The 20,319-nt window shown below is 61.6% G+C and carries 17 protein-coding genes and 1 pseudogene; 5 read left to right on the forward strand and 13 right to left on the reverse strand.

The genetic code is table 11. The annotated features are described in order from the left end of the window. Nucleotide 1: 1 nt before the first annotated feature. Both C3Y91_RS35605 and C3Y91_RS35610 read left to right on the forward strand, forming a co-directional pair. Nucleotides 2-1,063 carry an ABC transporter ATP-binding protein gene (locus C3Y91_RS35605; RefSeq protein WP_024320751.1) on the forward strand — a complete coding sequence of 354 codons (1,062 nt, stop codon included), beginning with the start codon at nt 2-4 and terminating at the stop codon, nt 1,061-1,063. Nucleotides 1,064-1,258: 195 nt separating this feature from the next. Next, nucleotides 1,259-1,564: an NIPSNAP family protein gene (locus C3Y91_RS35610; protein WP_018074098.1), complete on the forward strand. Its 306-nt coding sequence runs from the start codon at nt 1,259-1,261 to the stop codon at nt 1,562-1,564. 74 nt (nt 1,565-1,638) lie between these two features. Here C3Y91_RS35610 and C3Y91_RS35615 read toward each other — a convergent pair whose 3' ends face one another. The 5 genes from C3Y91_RS35615 to C3Y91_RS35635 form a co-directional block, all read right to left on the reverse strand. Beyond that, the gene (locus C3Y91_RS35615; protein WP_130769100.1) at nt 1,639-2,640 is read right to left on the reverse strand and encodes an ABC transporter ATP-binding protein; all 1,002 of its coding nucleotides are present in this window, start codon (nt 2,638-2,640) and stop codon (nt 1,639-1,641) included. 10 nt (nt 2,641-2,650) lie between these two features. Then, entirely contained in the window at nt 2,651-3,715 is a 1,065-nt protein-coding gene (locus tag C3Y91_RS35620; protein WP_168576373.1) for a Gfo/Idh/MocA family oxidoreductase, read from the reverse strand. Beyond that, the gene (locus C3Y91_RS35625; RefSeq protein WP_018074095.1) at nt 3,712-4,551 is read right to left on the reverse strand and encodes a carbohydrate ABC transporter permease; all 840 of its coding nucleotides are present in this window, start codon (nt 4,549-4,551) and stop codon (nt 3,712-3,714) included. Before C3Y91_RS35625 ends, C3Y91_RS35620 begins: the two co-directional genes overlap by 4 nt. Before the next feature lie 9 nt (nt 4,552-4,560). Continuing rightward, nucleotides 4,561-5,508 carry a carbohydrate ABC transporter permease gene (locus tag C3Y91_RS35630; protein ID WP_018074094.1) on the reverse strand — a complete coding sequence of 316 codons (948 nt, stop codon included), beginning with the start codon at nt 5,506-5,508 and terminating at the stop codon, nt 4,561-4,563. Between the two features lie 215 nt (nt 5,509-5,723). Further along, entirely contained in the window at nt 5,724-6,983 is a 1,260-nt protein-coding gene (locus tag C3Y91_RS35635; RefSeq protein ID WP_018074093.1) for an ABC transporter substrate-binding protein, read from the reverse strand. Nucleotides 6,984-7,509: 526 nt separating this feature from the next. On the opposite strand from C3Y91_RS35635, the gene C3Y91_RS35640 reads away from it, so the two are divergent. Beyond that, nucleotides 7,510-8,394, forward strand: coding sequence for a glucosamine kinase nucleotide-binding domain-containing protein (locus tag C3Y91_RS35640; RefSeq protein ID WP_075224135.1), 885 nt, complete (start codon nt 7,510-7,512; stop codon nt 8,392-8,394). Then, complete coding sequence (locus tag C3Y91_RS35645) at nt 8,391-9,155, forward strand: GntR family transcriptional regulator (RefSeq protein ID WP_011652849.1); 765 nt, start codon at nt 8,391-8,393, stop codon at nt 9,153-9,155. The genes C3Y91_RS35640 and C3Y91_RS35645 overlap by 4 nt, the downstream gene beginning before the upstream one ends. 134 nt (nt 9,156-9,289) lie before the next feature. Here C3Y91_RS35645 and metH read toward each other — a convergent pair whose 3' ends face one another. Continuing rightward, the gene (gene metH, locus C3Y91_RS35650) at nt 9,290-13,063 is read right to left on the reverse strand and encodes a methionine synthase (protein ID WP_075224136.1); all 3,774 of its coding nucleotides are present in this window, start codon (nt 13,061-13,063) and stop codon (nt 9,290-9,292) included. A gap of 169 nt (nt 13,064-13,232) precedes the next feature. Here metH and C3Y91_RS35655 point away from each other — a divergent pair, with 169 nt between their 5' ends. Continuing rightward, nucleotides 13,233-14,492: an AGE family epimerase/isomerase gene (locus tag C3Y91_RS35655; protein WP_075224137.1), complete on the forward strand. Its 1,260-nt coding sequence runs from the start codon at nt 13,233-13,235 to the stop codon at nt 14,490-14,492. Nucleotides 14,493-14,501: 9 nt separating this feature from the next. On the opposite strand, the gene C3Y91_RS35660 is transcribed toward C3Y91_RS35655, so the two are convergent. From C3Y91_RS35660 to C3Y91_RS35690, 7 genes and pseudogenes are all read right to left on the reverse strand, one after another. Then, nucleotides 14,502-15,125 (reverse strand): DUF2799 domain-containing protein, encoded by a 624-nt coding sequence (locus C3Y91_RS35660; protein WP_075224138.1) that lies wholly within the window; start codon nt 15,123-15,125, stop codon nt 14,502-14,504. Between the two features lie 132 nt (nt 15,126-15,257). After that, nucleotides 15,258-15,755: a heme-degrading domain-containing protein gene (locus C3Y91_RS35665; RefSeq protein ID WP_130686699.1), complete on the reverse strand. Its 498-nt coding sequence runs from the start codon at nt 15,753-15,755 to the stop codon at nt 15,258-15,260. Nucleotides 15,756-15,898: 143 nt separating this feature from the next. After that, nucleotides 15,899-16,205: pseudogene (locus tag C3Y91_RS35670) on the reverse strand (flavin reductase family protein); the annotation flags it as partial. Between the two features lie 4 nt (nt 16,206-16,209). After that, entirely contained in the window at nt 16,210-16,953 is a 744-nt protein-coding gene (locus C3Y91_RS35675; protein WP_024320740.1) for an aspartate/glutamate racemase family protein, read from the reverse strand. Nucleotide 16,954: 1 nt separating this feature from the next. Next, entirely contained in the window at nt 16,955-17,776 is an 822-nt protein-coding gene (locus C3Y91_RS35680) for an ABC transporter permease (RefSeq protein WP_024320739.1), read from the reverse strand. Nucleotide 17,777: 1 nt separating this feature from the next. Next, the gene (locus tag C3Y91_RS35685) at nt 17,778-18,692 is read right to left on the reverse strand and encodes an ABC transporter permease (RefSeq protein WP_018485015.1); all 915 of its coding nucleotides are present in this window, start codon (nt 18,690-18,692) and stop codon (nt 17,778-17,780) included. Between the two features lie 278 nt (nt 18,693-18,970). Beyond that, a complete protein-coding gene (locus tag C3Y91_RS35690) occupies nt 18,971-20,269 on the reverse strand; it encodes an ABC transporter substrate-binding protein (RefSeq protein ID WP_018074083.1) in 1,299 nt (432 codons plus the stop codon). Nucleotides 20,270-20,319 lie beyond the last annotated feature (50 nt).

A 20,319-nucleotide genomic window follows, 5' to 3' on the forward strand; every position in this document is an offset into this window, starting at 1 on the left:
CATGTCTTTTCTCACGCTGACCAACATTCAGAAATCCTTCGGCCCGGTTCAGGTCGTCAAGAACTTCAACATGACGATCGAAAAGGGTGAGTTCGTCTCCTTCCTCGGACCGTCGGGCTGCGGCAAGACGACCGTTCTGCGGATGATCGCCGGCTTCGAGACGCCGAGCGGCGGCACGCTGACCATCAACGGCAAGGACCAAAGCTCGCTGAAGCCGAACCAGCGCAATATCGGCATGGTGTTCCAGGCCTACGCGCTGTTCCCCAACATGACGGTGCACGACAATGTCGCCTTCGGTCTCAAGGTCGCCGGCGCCCCGAAGCCCGAAATCGACGCCCGCGTCAAGGAAATGCTTGGCCTGATCAAGCTCGATCACCTGGCCGACCGCTTCCCCTATCAGATGTCGGGCGGCCAGCAGCAGCGTGTTGCCCTTGCCCGCGCGCTCGCCGTCAAGCCGCAAGTGCTGCTGCTCGACGAGCCGCTCTCCGCACTCGACGCCAAGATCCGCGTGTCGTTGCGCGAGGAAATCCGCCAGATCCAGCAGCAACTCGGCATCACCACGGTCTTCGTCACCCATGATCAGGAAGAGGCCCTGTCGATCTCCGACCGCATCGTCGTCATGAACGCCGGCAAGGCCGACCAGATCGGTTCGCCCTTCGAGATCTACAATACACCGGCGACGCGCTTCGTCGCCTCCTTCGTCGGCACGCTGAACCTCATCGAGGCCAAGGTCGTCGATCCCGATACCAACCGCATCCAGATCGGCGATCAGGGCATAACGCTGAAGCAGTCGGTCGCCGCCCACAAGGCCGGCGAAACCATTTCGCTGGCGCTGCGTCCGGAAGCCGGCTCGCTCTCCGACAGTGTCAAGAGCGACACGGCACTGACCGGTCAGGTCGTTTCGGCCCACTTCCTGGGGTCGGTCATCCGCACCCGCATGAATGTCGGAGGCAACGTCATCTCCTTCGACATGTTCAACAGCCCGGGCACCACCCCGCCGCAGGCCGGCGAAACGGTAACCCTGCGCTTCATGGCAGCCGACCTGCTCATCATCCGCGACTGATTTCGCCAATACTGCTGAGACATAAGGCGCCGCGAAACGGTGCCTTTTTCATTTCAGCTCGTCCGAGCCGTCAGCAATCGTGATGCAGTCATCACCAAAAAGCACTTGAACTCCCCCAGCTCGATGCCAGAAGTTGAGCAAACCAAATCAGCCGGGCAGCCTTCCGCCCAACATCTTACCTGATGGGATATTTCAATGATTACCTGCCACCTGCGTTATGTGATCGATCCGTACAAGCTTGCCGAATTTGAGGAATATGCTCGGCTCTGGATTCCGATCGTCAACAGGATGGGTGGCACCCATCACGGTTATTTCCTGCCGTCCGAAGGCGCCAACAATATTGCCGTTGCCTTGTTTTCCTTCCCGAGCCTTGCCGCCTACGAGGACTATCGCACACGCATGGCAAACGATCCGGAATGTCAGGCCGCTTTCGAACTCGACAAACGTAACCGCAGCATCGTCAGCTATGAACGCAGCTTCATGCGGCCCGTGCTCGGCTGATCGAACCGCGAGCGGCGGGAAACGAAAAAGCCCCGCCAGGCTGGCTGGCGGGGCTTTTTCGTTCTGTCATGCGCTTAGCGGATCGCTTGGTCGTCTACATCGAAGCGGTGGACATGCGTCTGGTCCGGGGTCGCATAGACGATCTCGTCCGGCTCATACTGGTGCTCGCCGAAAAGACGCGCGGTCAGCAGGCCGCACTGGTCGGATTCCAGATAGATGATCGTGTCGGCGCCGAGATGCTCGACATGCACGACCTTCGCAGCCCAAGTCCCCTGCTCGCGCGACAGCGTCATATGTTCGGGACGCACGCCGATGGTCTTGGCGCTATGATCGCCGACCTTCTCGGCCGCGATGAAATTCATCTGCGGCGAGCCGATGAAGCCGGCAACGAAAACATTGGCCGGTCGTTTGTAGAGTTCCATCGGCGAACCGATCTGCTCGATTGCCCCTGCATTCAAGACAACGATCTTGTCGGCAAGTGTCATTGCCTCGACCTGGTCGTGGGTGACATAGATCATCGTCGCCTTCAGACTGCGGTGCAGCCGGGCAATTTCAAGGCGGGTCTGGACGCGCAGCGCCGCATCGAGGTTCGACAGCGGTTCGTCGAACAGGAAGAGTTCCGGTTCGCGCACGATGGCACGGCCGATGGCGACACGCTGGCGCTGGCCGCCGGAGAGCTCGGCCGGCCGCCGCGCCAGGTAGGGTTCCAGCGAAAGCATGCCGGATGCCTTGCTGACACGATTGTCGATCTCGTCCTTGGCGGTGCCGGCCTGCTTGAGACCGAGCCCCATATTATCCTTGACCGTCAGATGCGGGTAGAGCGCGTAGGACTGGAACACCATGGCGATGCCGCGCTTGGCCGGCGGCGTCAGCGTCTCGTCGCGGCCATTGATGACGACGGCGCCCGACGTGACGTCTTCGAGGCCTGCAATGCTGCGCAGCAGCGTCGATTTCCCACAGCCCGACGGCCCGACGAAGATGACGAATTCGCCGTCCTTGACCTCGAGGTCGATGCCTTTCAGCACCTCATGCGTGCCATAGGTCTTGCGGATGGATTTGAGTTGAAGCGATCCCACGGGTCTTTCCTTATATTCTGACCGGCTGGCCGGTACGCACGCTCTCGTCGGCGGCAAGGCAGATGCGCAGCGACGCCACCGCATCCGCCATATGGCGGTCGAGGTCCAGATCCTCGCGGATCGCCCTCAGCATGAAGGCCTGTTCCAGGTCGCAGAGCGCCTGATGGCCGGGTTCGCCTTCCATCGTCATGTCCTGGTCGGGCCGGATGAACTTGCCGTCCGGGCCGGTCTCGGCCGTGTGCAGACGGATCACCGAGGTCTTGGTGTGCGTGTCGATATCGTCGGACTTGGCGTTCGGATCCATGACGATCGACACCGCGCCTTTTGGCGACATCACATCTTTCACGAAGAAGGCCGTTTCCGAGATCATCGGACCCCAGCCGGCCTCGTACCAGCCGACGGAACCATCCTCGAACAGCACCTGCAAGTGACCGTAATTATACATGTCGGCGGCGATCTCTTCCGACATGCGCAGCCCCATGCCGCGCACCTCGACAGCCCTCGCGTCGGTGATCTGGCACATGACGTCGACATAATGCACACCGCAATCGACGATCGGCGAGGTGGTACGCATCAGCGACTTGTGCGTCGCCCAGGTCGGGCCGCTGGACTGCTGGTTGAGGTTCATGCGGAAGACGTAAGGCGGGCCGAGCTTGCGTGCCTCCTCGATCAGTTTCATCCAGGAAGGATGATGGCGAAGGATGTAGCCGATCACCAGCTTGCGCCCGGCCTTCCCAGCCGCCGCGACGACGCGCTCGGCATCGGCGACGGTGGTTGCCAGCGGCTTTTCAACGAAGACATCACAGCCCGCCTCGAAGGCGGCGACCGCATAATCGGCATGGCTGTCGGAATAGGTGTTGATCGAGCAGAGGTCCGGCTTCAGCTCGGCGAGCGCCGTCGTGAAGTCGGGATGGATCGTATAGCCCTGCAGCTCGGGCTCCAATTGTGGCCTCGAGCGGTTGACGAGACCGACGATCTCAAAACCCGGATTGTTGTGATAGGCGAGCGCGTGGCTGCGGCCCATATTGCCGAGGCCGGCAACGAGGACACGGATCGGCTTTTCGGATTGGCTCACTTGACAGCTCCTGACGTGATGCCGCGGATCAGCTGCCGCGAGAAGATGACGTAGAGGACGAGGATCGGCAGGATCGCCAGCGACAGCGCCGCCAGCACCGCGTTCCAATTGGTGACGAACTGACCGATGAAGATCTGCGAGCCGAGCGTCACCGTCTTGGTGGCCTCGGAGGGCGCCAGGATGAGCGGGAACCAGAGATCGTTCCAGATCGGGATCATCGTGAAGACCGCGACCGTCGCCATGGCCGGGCGCACCAGCGGCAGCACCAGGCGGAAGAAGATCGCATATTCGGAAAGCCCGTCGATGCGCCCGGCATTCTTCAGATCGTCCGAAACCGTGCGCATGAATTCCGACAGGATGAAGATCGCCAGCGGTATGCCCTGCGCGGTATAGACAAGAACCAGCGCCGTCAGCGTATTGACGAGGCCGGCCGCCACCATGCCCTGCAGGATCGCCACCGTGCCGAGACGGATCGGGATCATGATGCCGATCGCCATGTAGAGACCAAGCAGCATATTGCCGCGGAAGCGGTACTCCGAGAGCGCGAAGGCCGCCATTGCGCCGAAGAGCAGCACCAGCAGGATCGAGACGATCGTGACGATGAAGCTGTTCTGGAAATAGGTGGCGAAATCGCCCTGCCCGAGCACCGTCTGATAGCCGACCAGACTGAAGGTCGATGGCGTCGGGATCATCAGCGGCTCGCGGAAGATCGAGGCACGATCCTTGAACGAGTTGACGATGGTCAGAAACACCGGAAACAGCGCGACCAGCGTATAGGCGCTCAGCGCCAGATGCACTAGGCCGGTGCGGATGGGAGATGTGCGTGCCTTGGACATGCGCGCTCCTCAGAATTGGTAGCGACGCATGCGCCGCTGGATGACGAACAGATAAAGCGAGACGCCGGCGAGGATGATGAGGAACATCACTGTGGCAATCGTCGCGCCCATCGAGCGGTCGCCGAGCTGAAGCTGGAAACCGAAGAAGGTGCGGTAGAGCAGCGTGCCGAGAATGTCGGTCGACATGTCAGGTCCGGCAAGCGCCCCCTGCACGGTATAGATCAGGTCGAAGGCATTGAAATTGCCGACGAAGGTCAGGATCGAGATGATGCCGATCGCCGGCAGGATGAGCGGCAGCTTGATTTTCCAGAATTGGGCCCAGCCGGTGATGCCGTCGCATTCGGCCGCCTCGATCACCTCTTCGGGGATGCTGAGCAGTGCGGCATAGATCAGCATCATCGGAATGCCGATATATTGCCAGTTCGAGATCAGCGACACCGCAATCAGCGCCGAACCGGACTTGCCGAGCCAGGGCGCGAACAAGAATTTCAACCCGATGAGATCCAGCATCCAGGGCGCCACGCCCCAGATCGGCGAAAGGATGAGCTTCCAGATGAAGCCGACAATGACGAAGGAGAGCAGAGTCGGCAGGAACATCGCCGTGCGATAGAAGGCGACGCCGCGCAGCTTCGGCACCGAAAGCAGGGCGGCAAGCGCCACCCCGATCGGGTTCTGCACGCACATGTGGATGGCAAAGAAGATCAGGTTATTGACAAGGGCATTCCAGAAATCGCGCGCCCAGCGCGCATCGCCGAACAGCACCTTGAAATTCGCCAGTCCGACGAAGGCCGGCTGCCCGTCGACCGTATTGTAGAGCGACAGCCGAAGAGTTTCGATGAGCGGCAGCACCATGACCGCCGAATAGACGATCAGGGCCGGCAGCATGAAGACGAAAATGTGCCAGCGCACCGCGCGCTTGATCGGGACAATATCAGCCGCGTTGTCTGTTTCGCTCATGGCTTTTGCCTGTTCTTGTCGACTGGCTGCAAGGGCAGCACAGGTGGAAAACGTTGCGCCTCACCCTAACTCTCTGCCACCTGGGAGGAGAGGGAACACGCCCTGTTGAGATGCTATCGGGCTGGGAGGTCGCTGCGAGTCTCCTTCTCCCCGCGAGCGGGGAGAAGGTGGCCGGCAGGCCGGATGAGGGGCTGCAAACGCCGCCCCGGATCACATCACTTGGCCGGCTTGTACCAGCTGTCGAGGCCCTTCTGGAGCTTTTCGGCAGCAACCGCAGGCGTATCCGTGCCGTTGATCACATTGGCCGATTCGACCCAGGTCTCGTTTTCGAGGTTCGGCGTGCCGCGCGACAGGATCTGGTAGGTCGAGCGCACCGTCGACTTGTACGGGCCGCGCCAGGAAACGAATTCCTGAGCGAGCGGATCGGACATCTTGACCGGGTTGGAGTTCAGGCTGAAGAAGCCCGGCAGCGCGTTGGCGTAGATATCGGCGAACTCAGGCGAAGCGACCCAGCTGAGGAACTTCTTGGCTTCCTCGGCATGCGTGCTCTTGGTGTTCAGAGCGACACCGATATCCGGATGGTCGGAGATGTAGCCCGTGTCGCCGGCCTTCGGAACCGGCGGCGGGAAGGCGCCCATCTTGAACTGTGCCTGGCTGTTGAATAGCGAGATTTCCCACGAGCCGGCCGGATAGATCGCGGCACGACCGAGCGTGAACAGGTTCTGGCTGTCCGAATAGGTCTGGGCTTCGAAGCCGTCGCCGAGATAGGGCTTCCACTTGGCAAGCTCTTCATAGGGCTTGACCCAGTCGGCATCCGTCAGCTTTTCCTTGCCGGCGATCAGGGCGGCGCGGCCGTCCTCACCCTTCCAGTAGTTCGGGCCGATATTCTGGTAGCCCATGGTAGCGGCTTCCCAGAGGTCCTTCGTGCCCATGGCGAGCGGAATGTAGGTGCCGTCGGCCTTGATCTTGTCGAGCGCTGCGTAGAACTCGTCCTGGGTCTTCGGCACAGAGATGCCGAGCTTGTCGAAGGCATCCTTGTTGTAGATGAAGCCGTGGATGACAGAAGCCATCGGCACGCAGAAGGTCGACTTGCCGTCGTCGGTGCTCCAGGCGGCCTTGGCGACCGGCGAGAAGTTCTCCATGCCAGGCAGGCTGGTGATGTCAGTGAGCTGCTTCTTGTTGAAGAGTTCGAGCGAGGCATCGAACGGACGGCAGGTGATGATATCGCCTGCGGAGCCTGCATCGAGCTTGGCATTCAGCGAGGCGTTGTATTCGGTCGGCGCGGTCGGCGAGAAAACGATCTTGATGCCCGGGTTCTTGGCTTCGAAAGCCGGGATGATCTTTTCCTGCCAGATCTGCAGGTCGTCGTTACGCCAGCTTTCGACCGTCAGCGTGACGTCGGCGGCGTGGACGAGACCCGCTGAACTCAGCAGACTGGAGGCAAGCAGCAGGCTTTTCAGAGCAGTGTTTTTCATTTCCCTCTCCTGTTTTAAGCGCCGCGAGGCGCTGTTTTCGATCTGAAACAAGCAATTGGTGTGTCTGAGGCAACACCCAACGCCCCTTGGAGGACCGCCAGCAATGCCGGTCCCGAAAGCTCGACGGACACGAAGGCGGATCGCCTGCGGCCGAACTGCGCGCCTTCCCGGCGGCTGCACCGGGAGCGGCGAAATGATGGGGAAAGCCGATGGATGCCCGAATTCGCCCCCAGCTTGATGGGCCGGGGGTCGTTCTCTCGATCATCCTCGAAGCGGTTCCGGCTTGACTTAACTGCCGGTTTTCGTGGGCTTCGAAGTGCTGTTCCCTTTTGCCGAATTAATGCCAAAAAAATACCAATTGTCCAGCCGAAATTAACTTTTCGGCCTGATAAAACTCATTAAAAAATTTAATCAAGCAAAATCAATATGATAAAAAGATTGATTTTCCACGTCATTCCCACTTGGTAAATGGTATTTTTTTGGTATTGTATTAAAAAACATAGGGAACGGCATATTCGGAGGCCCGATGACGGAGCTTGCAATCGGCATAGACGGCGGCGGAACGAGCTGCCGGGCCGCAGTCGCGGACAGGAACGGCAATGTCATCGGCCGTGGCAAAGCCGGCCCTGCCAACATCCTGTCGGATCTGGAAAACTCCCTTCTCAATATCGTCGAATCCGCCCGGCAGGCGCTAGGCGATGCCGGGCTTGCCGCTGAAACCATTTCCTCCGTCGCAGCCGTCGTCGGCGTCGCCGGCGCCAATGTCGGCGATTATGGTAGACGAATCGAAAAGGCCCTGCCCTTCACCGAAGGCCGCGTCGTCACCGATGCGCTGATCGCCCTGCAGGGCGCGCTCGGCGATGCCGACGGCATCGTCGGCGCCTTCGGCACCGGCTCGGTTTATAATGCCCGTAGGGATGGCCGGCTGAACGGCATCGGCGGCTGGGGTTTCGTTGTCGGCGACCAGGCAAGCGGCGCCCGCCTCGGTCGCGACCTGCTGGAACGATCGCTGCTCGCCCATGACGGGGTGCGCCCGGCATCGCCGATCACCGACGCGGTCATGACCGAATACGGCAACGATCCCGAGCGCATCGTCGAATTCGCCCATTCGGCAAGACCGAAGGACTTTGCCGGCTACGCACCGATCGTCTTTCAGCATGCGGCCAAGGGCGATGCCATCGCGGTCGGCATCGTCACGGATGCGGCAACGGCGATCGGCGAAAGCCTCGACGCGCTGCTCTGGCCCGAATGCCCCTCGATCTGCCTGCTCGGCGGTCTTGCCGAAGCTTATGAACCCTGGCTTTCCGAACGCTACAGGCCGCTGCTCGCCAGACCGAAGAACGATGCCTTGCACGGCGCAGTGGAACTTGCGGTGAAGCTCTTGAACAACAAGCAGAGAGGTGCGGCATGAGCGACGACCTCGCTACCATCCTGTCCCTGGAGCGCTTGCAGGCTGCCGGCACCGGCCCGCTCTACGTCAAGCTGCGTCGCATGCTCGAAGAGGCCGTGCGCACCGGCACGCTCGGCCACGGCGATGCGCTGCCGCCGGAGCGCGACATCGCCGAATTCGCCGCCGTTAGCCGCGTCACCGTGCGCAAGGCGATCGACGAACTTGTCGCCGACGGCCTGCTGGTGCGCCGCCACGGCTCGGGCACCTTCGTCGCCAAGCCGGTCTCCAAGGTCGAGCAACGCCTGTCGCAGCTCACCTCCTTTACTGAGGATATGGCGCGCCGCGGCATGTCCTCCCGCTCCGAATGGCTGCACAAGGGCATCCATACCCCCTCGCCCGATGAGATGATGATCCTTGGCCTCGGTACCGACGTCAAGGTTTCGCGCCTCTCCCGCCTGCGCATCGCCGACGACCAGCCGCTGGCAATCGAGAACGCCAGCGTCTCCGGCGAATTCCTGCCCGATCCCTCAGCCGTCACCAATTCGCTCTATGCCGAGCTCGAACGCCTCCAGGTTCGCCCCGTGCGCGCCGTGCAGCGCATCTCGGCGACCAACATGAAGGAAGCCGACGCCCAGCTTCTCGGCGTCTCCGTCGGTGCGGCCGGCCTGTCGATCGAGCGTATCTCCTATCTCGGCTCCGGCCGCGCCGTCGAATTCACCCGCTCGCTCTATCGCGGCGACGCCTATGATTTCGTCGCGGAGCTGACGATCGCGGTGACTTGAAACGCAAAGCCGACATCATCGGCTCCAAAGAATAATCTTCTTGATTTTCAAAAGCATGAAGCCGGAAAGTGAATCACTTTCCGGCTTCCTCGTTTCTTGAATCACTTTATCAGCGGACGACGCCAAACGGCTGGTTACGCCGCATCCTCGATCTCGGTTTCGGTCTTGCGCGGCACATAGTTCAGCACTGGCCCGAGCCAGCGCTCGATCTCGGAAACCTCCATGCCCTTGCGGGCCGCATAGTCTTCCACCTGATCGCGCTCCACCTTGGCGACGCCGAAATAATAGGAGTCGGGATGGCCGATATAGAGGCCGGAGACCGAGGAGCCCGGCCACATCGCATAACTCTCTGTCAGCTTCACGCCGGCCGCTTTTTCAGCGTCGAGCAACTTGAAGAGTGTTGCCTTTTCGGTGTGGTCGGGCTGGGCGGGATAACCAGGCGCCGGGCGAATGCCGGCATAGGCTTCGGTGATGAGATCCTCCTTGCTGAGCGTCTCGTCCTTGGCATAGCCCCAGTATTCGCGCCGCACCCGCTCGTGCATGCGCTCGGCAAAGGCTTCGGCGAAGCGGTCGGCCAGCGCTTTGACGAGGATCGAGGAATAATCGTCGTTCGCCCGTTCGAAACGCTCGGCGATGGCGATTTCCTCGATACCCGCTGTCACCACGAAGCCGCCGACATAATCCTGAGCACCGCTTGTGACAGGCGCCACGAAGTCGGAGAGCGCCACGTTCGGCCGCCCGTCCCGCTTGGAAAGCTGCTGGCGCAGCGTATAGAAGGTCTCAAGCTCGTGCTTCCGGCTCTCGTCCGTGAACAGCCGGATATCATCGCCGACCGCGCCGGCCGGCCAGAAGCCGATGACGGCGCGCGGGCGGAACCACTTCTCGTCGATGATCTTCTTCAGCATGGCCTGCGCATCGGCCCAGAGCGCACGCGCCGCCTCGCCCTGCTTCTCGTCGTCGAGAATGGCGGGGTACCGGCCGCGCAGCTCCCAGGTCTGGAAGAACGGCGTCCAGTCGATATATTTGGCAAGCTCGGCCAGATCGTAATCCTCGAACACCCGTGTGCCGAAGAATTGCGGCTTCACCGGCCGGTAGGCAGACCAATCGACCTTATGCGCATTCTCGCGAGCCCGGGGCAACGGCAAGCGCACCTTCTCGGCCTCGCTGCGCGCATGGGCGGCCGCCACCTTGGCATATTCGGCGCGAATGTCGTCGACATAGGCCTGGCGGTTCTCCGGTGACAGCAGGGCCGAGACGACGCCGACGGCGCGGCTCGCATCGGTCACGTAGATCGTCTGCCCCTTATTGTAGCCGGGATGGATCTTCACGGCCGTATGCACGCGGCTGGTCGTTGCCCCGCCGATCAGCAGCGGGATCTCGAAGCCCTGCCGCTCCATTTCGGCCGCGACATGCACCATCTCGTCGAGCGACGGCGTGATCAGGCCGGAAAGGCCGATGACATCGACCTTTTCGGCAATCGCCGTTTCGAGGATCTTCGTCGCCGGCACCATGACGCCGAGGTCGACGATCTCGTAATTGTTGCAGGCAAGCACGACGCCGACGATGTTCTTGCCGATATCGTGCACATCGCCCTTGACCGTCGCCATCAGGATCTTGCCGGCCGACCGGCGTTCCTCGCCGCCATTGAGGCGCTTTTCCTCTTCCATGTAGGGCAGCAGCACGGCCACCGCCTGCTTCATCACGCGCGCCGACTTGACCACCTGCGGCAGGAACATCTTGCCCGAGCCGAAGAGGTCGCCGACGACGTTCATGCCGGCCATCAGCGGCCCTTCGATGACGTGCAGCGGCCTTGCAGCCTGCTGGCGCGCCTCCTCGGTATCGGCCCCGATATATTCGGTGATGCCGTTGACCAGCGCATGTTCGAGACGCTTCTCGACGCTCCATTCGCGCCAGGAAAGATCCTGGACTCGGCCTTCGCGTGCCGCGCCGCCACGGAATTTCTCCGCCACTTCGAGCAGCCGCTCGGTGCCGTCGGGACGGCGGTTCAGCACTACATCCTCGCAGGCCTCGCGCAGCTCGGGATCGATGTTGTCGTAAACAGCAAGCTGGCCGGCATTGACGATGCCCATGTCCATGCCCGCCTGGATGGCGTGGTAGAGGAACACGGCGTGCATCGCCTCGCGCACCGGCTCGTTGCCGCGGAACGAGAAGGACAGGTTCGAAACACCGCCCGAAATATGCACCAGCGGCATGCGCTCGCGGATCGTCCGCGTCGCCTCGATGAAGTCGACGCCGTAATTATTGTGCTCCTCGATGCCGGTCGCGACCGCGAAGATGTTCGGATCGAAGATGATATCCTCGGGCGGGTAGCCGATCTTTTCGGTCAGCAGCTTGTAGGCGCGCGTGCAGATTTCCACCTTGCGCTCATAGCTGTCAGCCTGCCCCGTTTCATCGAAGGCCATGACGACGACGGCGGCACCATAATTGTGCAACAGCCGCGCCTGGGCGAGGAAATTCTCCTCGCCTTCCTTCAGCGAGATCGAGTTGACGATCGGCTTGCCCTGGACGCGCTTCAGGCCGGATTCGATGATTGAGAATTTCGACGAGTCGATCATGACAGGCACGCGGGCGATGTCAGGCTCGGCGGCGATCAGGTTGAGGAATTCGACCATCGCCTTTTCGGAGTCGATCAGCCCCTCGTCCATGTTGATGTCGATCACCTGCGCGCCGTTCTCGACCTGGTCGCGCGCCACATCGAGCGCTGCCGTGAAATCGGCGTTGGTGATCAGTTTGCGGAAGCGGGCCGAGCCGGTGACGTTGGTGCGTTCTCCGACATTCACGAAGGGGATGTCCTTCGTCAGTTCGAAAGGTTCGAGACCCGACAGCGACATGAAGGGGCGATGCTCGGGGATCGGCCGTGGCTTGTATTTCGCAACAGTCTCGGCGATCGCCTTGATATGCTCCGGCGTCGAGCCGCAGCAGCCGCCGACGATGTTGACAAGGCCTTCGCGGGCGAAGCTGTCGATCTGCGCCGCCATCAGCTCCGGCGTTTCGTCATACTGGCCGAACTCGTTCGGCAGGCCGGCATTCGGATAGGCGCAGATGAAGGTGTCGGCAACACCCGAAAGCTCCTGCAGATGCGGGCGCATCGCATTGGCGCCGAGCGCGCAGTTGAGGCCGATCGTGAAGGGATTGGCGTGACGCACCGAGTTCCAGAAGGCCGACGGCGTCTGGCCGGACAGCGTGCGGCCGGAAAGATCGGTGATCGTGCCCGAGATCATCACCGGCAGGCGCACGCCCTTGGCCTCGAAGCGCTCCTCGCAGGCGAAGATCGCCGCCTTGGCGTTCAGCGTGTCGAAGATCGTCTCGATGAGGATGATGTCGGCACCGCCGTCGATCAGCCCGTCGATCTGCTCGCCATAGGCGGAACGCAGATCGTCGAAGGTCACGGCGCGGAACCCCGGATTGTTGACGTCGGGCGAGATCGAGGCGGTGCGGTTAGTCGGGCCGATGGCGCCGGCGACGAAACGACGGCGGCCGTCCTCGCGCTCGGCGCGCTGCGCTGCCCGGCGCACGATCTCCGCACCTTCCTTGTTGAGGTCGTAGACCGCACCTTCCATCTCGTAATCGGCCTGGGCGATGCGGGTCGAGGAGAAGGTGTTGGTCTCGAGAATATCGGCGCCAGCCTTGGCGTATCTGTAATGGATCTCTTCGATCGCGTCCGGCTGGGTCAGGATCAGAAGGTCGTTATTGCCCTTCTGGTGACAGGCGCAGCCGATGAAGCGCGTTCCGCGAAACTGGTCTTCGTCATAGCCGAGCCCCTGGATCTGCGTGCCCATGGCGCCGTCGAGAACAAGGATGCGCTCGCTCGCGGCTTGTTTCAAAGCTGCGAAAACTTCACTGCCGTCACGCTTGCCCGTTTCCGGACCAAAGAGATTGTCAAACACGGGAGGGCTCCTTGACGTCGTAAGACCAGACTTCCAAATCACATAAAGATATCTTTATGTCAATATATGCCTGTCGATTTCGTGCTTTGCAAATCTCGCCGGATGACAGACTCGCACGACGCCTATATAGGCGTTTACAACGCTTTGTGCACGAAATCGGAGGAGCATCATGGCACCCGCAACCGGCAACGCCGTGCTTGGAAACTGGACGACCCGCGCCTATCACCGCGGCTGGCTGCTGACCCAAGCGAACGGTCTCTTCGATTTCTTCCAGCACAATTCAGTCAACCCCAAGGGCGGTTTCTACGATCTCGACGACGAAGGTAGGCCTCTCGACGCCGAGGGCCAGGTTCGCGGCATCCATATCGCCGCGCGCGCCGTACATTGCTTCTCGATCGGCGCCTTGCTCGGACGTCCCGGCGCCTCCGACGTCGTCGACCACGGCATGGATTATATCTGGAACCATCATCGCGACCGGAAAAACGGCGGCTATTTCTGGTCGCTTGATGATAACGGTCCGGTCGATTCCAACAAGCAGGGCTATGGCCATGCTTTCGTGCTGCTGGCCGCCTCAGCCGCAAAGACGATCGGCCATCCCCTTGCCGACGGCATGCTTGACGATATCACCGAGATCCTCAACACGAAATTCTGGGAAGAAAAGCACGGCGCCATCGCCGAGGAATTCACCGCCGACTGGCAGCCGCTCGATGGCGGCGCCTATCGCGGCCAGAACTCCAACATGCACCTGACCGAAGCGCTGATGGCGGCCTTCGAAGCCACCGGCGACCGGGAATATCTGACCAAGGCCGAAAGCATCGCCGATCTCGTCATCCGCCGCGCCGCCGGTTCGGTGGACTGGCGCGTCGCCGAGCATTTCGATGCCGAATGGAATCTCGACAAGACCTACTATCATCCGAACGAAATGTTCCGCCCGGCCGGCACGACGCCCGGCCACTGGCTGGAATGGGCCCGCCTCATCCTGCAGCTCTGGGCGCTCGGCGGCAAACGCATCGAATGGATGCCGGATGCGGCCAAGGCGCTCTTTGCGCAATCCATGGCGCTCGGCTGGGACAACGACAAGGGCGGGTTCTTCTATACGCTCGATTGGGACGACAAGCCTGCCAAGCGCAACAAGCTCTGGTGGCCAGCCTGCGAAGGTGCAGCCGCTGCACATTTCCTCAACGAGCACCTGCCAAGCGATTTCCATGAAGAGAGCTACCGCAAGATCTGGAACGTGATCGAGCGCGCCTTCATCGACCACAAGAACGGCGGCTGGCACGAGGAATTGACGGAAGATCTCGTTCCCTCGCACTCACTGTTCCCCGGCAAGGGCGATATTTATCACGCCCTGCAGGCCTGCCTCATCCCGCTCTTCCCGGCAACGGGCAGCCTGACAAAGGGCATCGCCGAGGCCGGCGGGAAGCTCTGAGGTCGGGGATCAGTAACCCGGCGCCGGCAATTCGGCAGTCGGGTTCCGCTGGAACCATTCGACATCCTCGTTGACACGGTCGAGATCGTCCTGCACGTCGCGCTGGTCGCGGCGGATGTCGTGCATGTCGTCTTCGAGATCCTCGATCCGCCGGCGCAGTTCCGACCGGTCACCGTCCTTGGCATCCCTCAGCTTGTCGGAAAGCTCGTCAATGCTCATCTCCTTATTGGTATAGTCGCTCTGCATCGAGCTGAGCCTCGCCTGCAATTCGTGCTGCTTGCTGCCGACGCCGAAGCCGCGCAGGAAACCGGGCGCGGTCTCCGGCGGGCAGACATTGGCGTAGCCGCTGCCCGCCTGGCCGCGCGCAAGCCCGCTGAGCGGCGTGCAGTAGCGCACCAGACCGGCCTGATATCCCTGAAACCAGATCGTCTGATCGGGCACGATCTTCACCCGCTCGCAGGATTTCGCATGTGCGGCGAAGCGCTGTTGCGGCTCGTAGCCCGCCGCGCCGTCGCTCTCGCCGATCACTCTCCAGTCGGCGGCAACGCATTCCTCCTTGGAAAGAGTGTTGCAGGAGGCAAGGAAAAGGCCGAAGCCGATGGTGGCGGCAAGCGCAAGGAACAAGCGGATCATGGCGTCCCGGGTAAGATGAGGAGTGCGATGCCGCAGCTTAGCCGCAGGACAAGCCCGCGTCACCGGCACGGCGACGCGAATTTGCAGTTTTCATGGCTTTTTTCTGTCAAAATTACGGCGGGAGAAACCGCATCAAAGCGACGGGGCGAGCCGGAGCGTATCCAGATCCTTCGCGAGCATCAGCGCCAGCGCCTCGACCGCAAGATTGTGGTCGTCGCGCTGCGGCAATCCTGAGACGGTGACGGCGCCGATGCAGCCGCTGCCCTTGACGTTGATCGGGAAACTGCCGCCGTGCGGCGCATAGTCGGCGCCGGAAAGTCCATTATCCTCGACCGTCTTGCCGTCTTTCTGCAGCTTCAGGCCGGAGGCATAGCTGCTGCGGAAATAGCGCAGCACCATATTGCGCTTGCGGCGGACCCAGTTGACGTTATCAGGCGTCACGCCCGGGAGTGCCGCATAGAAGACCGGCATCGAATGCAGGGTCACGTCGATCGCGATGCCGAGGCCGCGCTCGGTGGCGAGTTCCTGCAGGAGCTTGCCGAGCTGCCACGCCGTCGTCAGGTCGAAGGCGTCGAAGCTTAGGACTTTCTCCTGCTCCGCGATCCGGCTGAGATCGTCCTCGATTGTCATGGGTAAAGCGCTCCTCTGCCGCAATGATCCGTAGCCGACCATTCTTGCGGGAGCCGAAAAAGTAAAGCAAAAACTTGGGGCTATCCCTGGAGCAATTCCGGCAGAACTGCGCAGCGGTTTTGCGTCCGGAATTGCGCGAAGACAAAGAGCGCCGCAGACATGCATCGCCTCGGCGATCGCGAAGGAGACGATATTGACCGTGAACACCTCGGTCATGCGGATATTATGGCCGGTATCCTTGAACGACATGTCGGCATTGTTCTCGACCCCGATCGCGAGGATCGGCGGATCGGCCGAAAGGCAGTTGAAGAAGCTGAAGGGTGCGGCGTTGACCCGGCCATTCTCGTCGACCGTCGTCACCAGCGCGATCGGCCGCGGGATGATCGTGCCGATCATCAGCTTGTAGCGTTCGCGCTCGGTGAGCTGCTTGAAATCGAAAGAGACGGACATCAGTTCAGCCGACCTTGAGGACCGGCGAGAAACTGCTCATCGCCCCGGTGAAGGGTTTCGGCAACGGCGATGCGTAGGAGCCGCGCTTACTGGTGGAAAGTCCGAGCGACACCAGCGCTTCGGCCTGCTTGACGGCGGCGGCAACGCCATCGACGACAGGCACGCCGTAGATCTCCTGCAGCTCACGCGCCAGATCGGTCATGCCGGCGCAGCCGAGCACGATCGCCTCGGCGCCGTCTTCCGAAAGCGCCCGCTCGATCTCGGCCCTGAGCTTGCCTATCGCGCCCGAGGCCGCATCTTCCAGCTCCAGCACCGGGATGTCGGAGGCGCGCACCCTGGCGCGGTCGCCCATGCCGTAGCGGCGCACCAGATTGTCGATCAGCACCCGCGACCGCTCCAGCGTCGTCACCACGGTGAAGCGCTGCGCCAGGAAGCCCGCCGTCACCACGGCGGATTCGCAAAGGCCGAGGATCGGCACATCGGCAAAGGTTCGTGCCGCTTCGAGCCCGGTATCGTCGAAGCAGGCGATAACGGCCGCGTCATAACCTGCCGCCTGCCGCTCCTTGAGTTCGGCGAGCAGGCCGGGGATCGCCAGTGCGCCGTCGTAATGTCCCTCGATGGAGACCGGCCCCATGCGCGAGGTGGCCGCGATGATCTCCGTGCCTGATGCCGCCACTGCACGCGCGGCGGTCGCGGCCTTGTCGGTCATGGAGGCCGTGGTGTTCGGATTGACGATGAGGATGCGCATGTCAGCTTATCTTTGCCTGCCGCCGGCTGAGCATCGTCATGATGCCGAGTGCGAGGAGAATGATGGTGAAGGAAAACAGCGTCGTCACCGTGCCGAGCGCATAGAGCACCGGCGTCGTGACGTTAGTCGTCATGCCGTAGATTTCGAGCGGCAGCGTATTGTAGGTGCCTGATGTCATCAGAGTGCGGGCGAATTCGTCATAGGAGAGCGTGAAGCCGAACAGGCCGACACCGATCAGGCTCGGCGCGATCATCGGCAGCACGACATGGCGGAACGTCTGCCAGGAGTTGGCGCCAAGGTCACGCGCTGCCTCTTCATAGGCCGGCGAGAAGCGGTTGAAGACGGCAAACATGATCAGCACGCCGAACGGCAGCGTCCAGGTGAGATGGGCGCCAAAGGCCGACGAATACCAGGCAGGCTTCAGCCCTCCCTCCTGGAAGACGACGCCGATGCCGAGCGAGATGATGATCGACGGCACGACGAGGCTTGCGACCGTGGCATAGAACAGCGCCGTCGAACCGCGAAACCGTCGCCGGAAGGCAAGGCCGGCAAGCAGCGAGACGATGACGGTCACCGCCATCACCATCAGCCCGAGAGTGAAGGAGCGACGGAAGGAAGCGCCGAAATCGCCGACCGCCTGCTTCTCGAACAGGTTGAAGAACCAGTGCGTGGAAACGCCGTTCATCGGGAAGGTCAGGCCGCCATCCGGCCCCTGGAAGGAGAGGATCAGGATTGCCGAAAGCGGGCCGTAGAGGAACAGCACGAAGATGATGAAGAAGATCGCCAGCAGATAGAATTCAAGGCCGCGTTTTTCGTGGTTCATCTCAAAGCTCCTTGCGGATGTCGACGACGCGCAGGATGGCTGCAACCATCAACAGCACGACGGCGAGCAGCACCACAGCGTTGGCGGCAGCGGCCGGATATTGCAGCAGCGACATCTGATTCTTCATCATCAGCGCCACCGAGGCGCTCTGGCCGCCGGACATCACCTGCACCGTCGAAAAATCAGCCATGACGAGCGTGACGACGAAGATCGTGCCGATCGCCATGCCGGGCTTGGCGAGCGGGATGACGACATTCCATAAAACCTGCCAGCCGGAGGCGCCGGCATCGCGCGCCGCCTCGAACAGCGACCGGTCGATGCGCATCAGCGTGTTGAAGATCGGCGTCACCATGAACAGCGTATAGAGATGCACCATGGCGAGCACGACGGCGAAGTCGGAATAGAGCAGCCATTCGATCGGCTGCGGAATGATGCCCATTTCGATCAGCGTCGAATTGACGAGGCCGTTGCGCCCGAGCACCGGGATCCACGAGATCATGCGGATGATGTTCGACGTCATGAATGGCACGGTGCAGACGAGGAAGAGGATCATCTGCGTCGAGGTCTTGCGGATGTGGAAGGCCAGGAAATAGGCGACCCAGAATCCGATGACGAGCGTCAGCGACCAGACGATCGCTGTGAATTTCAGCGTGTTGAGATAGGTCTTCCACGTCACCCACGAACCGAGCGTATCGGTGTAGTTCATCGTCAGGAAATCGGGATAGAGACCGGCAAAGTCGTAGTCCCAGAAGCTGACGACCGCGATCATGGCGATCGGCAGCAGGAAGAAGAAGCCGAGAATGACGAACAGCGGCGTCGCCTGGAGATAGGATATCGCCGATGGGGAAAGCCTCAGTCCGCGCCCGCCGCGCGCGCCCTGGCCATCCTCCTCCGTTTCCGCTGCGATGGTCGCCATGATCCGGTTCTCCGTTGTCTCATTGTCAGGGGTGATGACAGAGGCTCGTGCCCCGCCCCCTCATCCGCCTGCAGGCACCTTCTCCCCGCCGAGGAGAAGAGATTCGCGGCAGCGCCTGGGCCACCGCGAACCCTGCTTTCGGGCAGGGAGGACTGAGAAGACCCCTCCCCAACCCTCCCCACAAGGGGGAGGGAGTTTCTGTACCGCACCACCTCCGGACTCCCTCCCCCTTGTGGGGAGGGTTGGGGAGGGGAAAAGCGGCAACCGCCAACCGGGCCTTAGGCAGCGATGAACTCGTTCCAGCGACGGACCATGTAGCGGTCCTCGTCCATGACGGAGTTCCAGCAGGCGACAGCACCCATGCGGGCTTCGAAGGAGCCACCGTCGCGAACAGCGCCGGCCTTCTCCATGACCTTGCCCTCGGGAGACAGGATATCGCCCTGCGCCGGCTTGCCTTCGATCCAGTAGCCCCATTCGTCGGCCGACATGAATTCCTTGGCGGTGTCCATGCAGGCGGAATAATAGCCCTGGCGATTGAGGTAGCCGCCGACCCAGCCCGATGTGTACCAGTTGATATATTCATAGGCTGCATCGAGCTGCGCGCCCTTGAGGTGCGAGGCAAGGCCGAGACCGCCACCCCAGGCACGGTAGCCTTCCTTGAGCGGCTGGAAGGTGCAGGCAATGCCCTTCGAACGGACGGCGGCGACGGCCGGCGACCACATCGACTGGATGACCACTTCGCCCGAGGCCATCAGGTTGACGCTTTCGTCGAACGACTTCCAGAAGGCACGGAACTGACCGTCGCCCTTGGTCTTGATCAGGAAGTCGATCGTCTTGTCGATTTCTTCCTTCGTCATGTTGCCCTTGTCGGCATATTTGATCTTGCCGGAGGCTTCCATGATCATCGCCGCATCCATGATGCCGATCGACGGGATGTTGAGGATCGCGGTCTTGCCCTTGAAGGCCGGATCGAGAATATCGGCCCAGCTGGTGATCGGACGGCCGGTGAGATCAGGACGGATGCCGAGCGTGTCGGCATTGTAGATGGTCGGAACCATCGTCATCCACTGTGTCGGCTCCTTGGCGAACTTCTTGGAACCCTGCGCCTCGACGAAGCCGACCGTATGCGGCGCCGTACCCTGGGCAATGACGCTCTCCGGCTTTAGCTTGCCGTTGATGAACAGCGGCACGATCTTGTCGTAATATTTCAGCTTCTTGACGTCCATCGGCTGCATCACGCCGGTCGGGAACACCTTCTTGGCGATCCAGTATTCGATGTCGGCAATATCGTAGCTGTCAGGCTGGGTGACGGCGCGCTGGGCGGCGGCGTCGGAATCGGTTGCCGTCATCTCCAGCGTGATGCCGAGATCGGCCTTGCACTTCTCGGCGATGGCATTGATGTTCGAAACGCCGGTGCCGAACTGGCGAAGCGTGATGTTCGTCTGCGCCCAGATGGTGGGAAAGCCGGTAATGGCGCCGGAGCCGGCGATGGCGCCGACGGCGGCAGCACCCGTCTTCAGCAGCGTGCGGCGGGAAAGCCCCTTTTCCGCTTTGGTCGATGTCGTTTCAGTCGTCATGTCAGTTCCCCTTTTCTTGATACGGAAGGTTCAGTGTTCTTGATGGTAAT

This window comes from Rhizobium ruizarguesonis (genome assembly GCF_012349115.1).
In the GTDB taxonomy this organism is placed as follows: domain Bacteria; phylum Pseudomonadota; class Alphaproteobacteria; order Rhizobiales; family Rhizobiaceae; genus Rhizobium; species Rhizobium ruizarguesonis.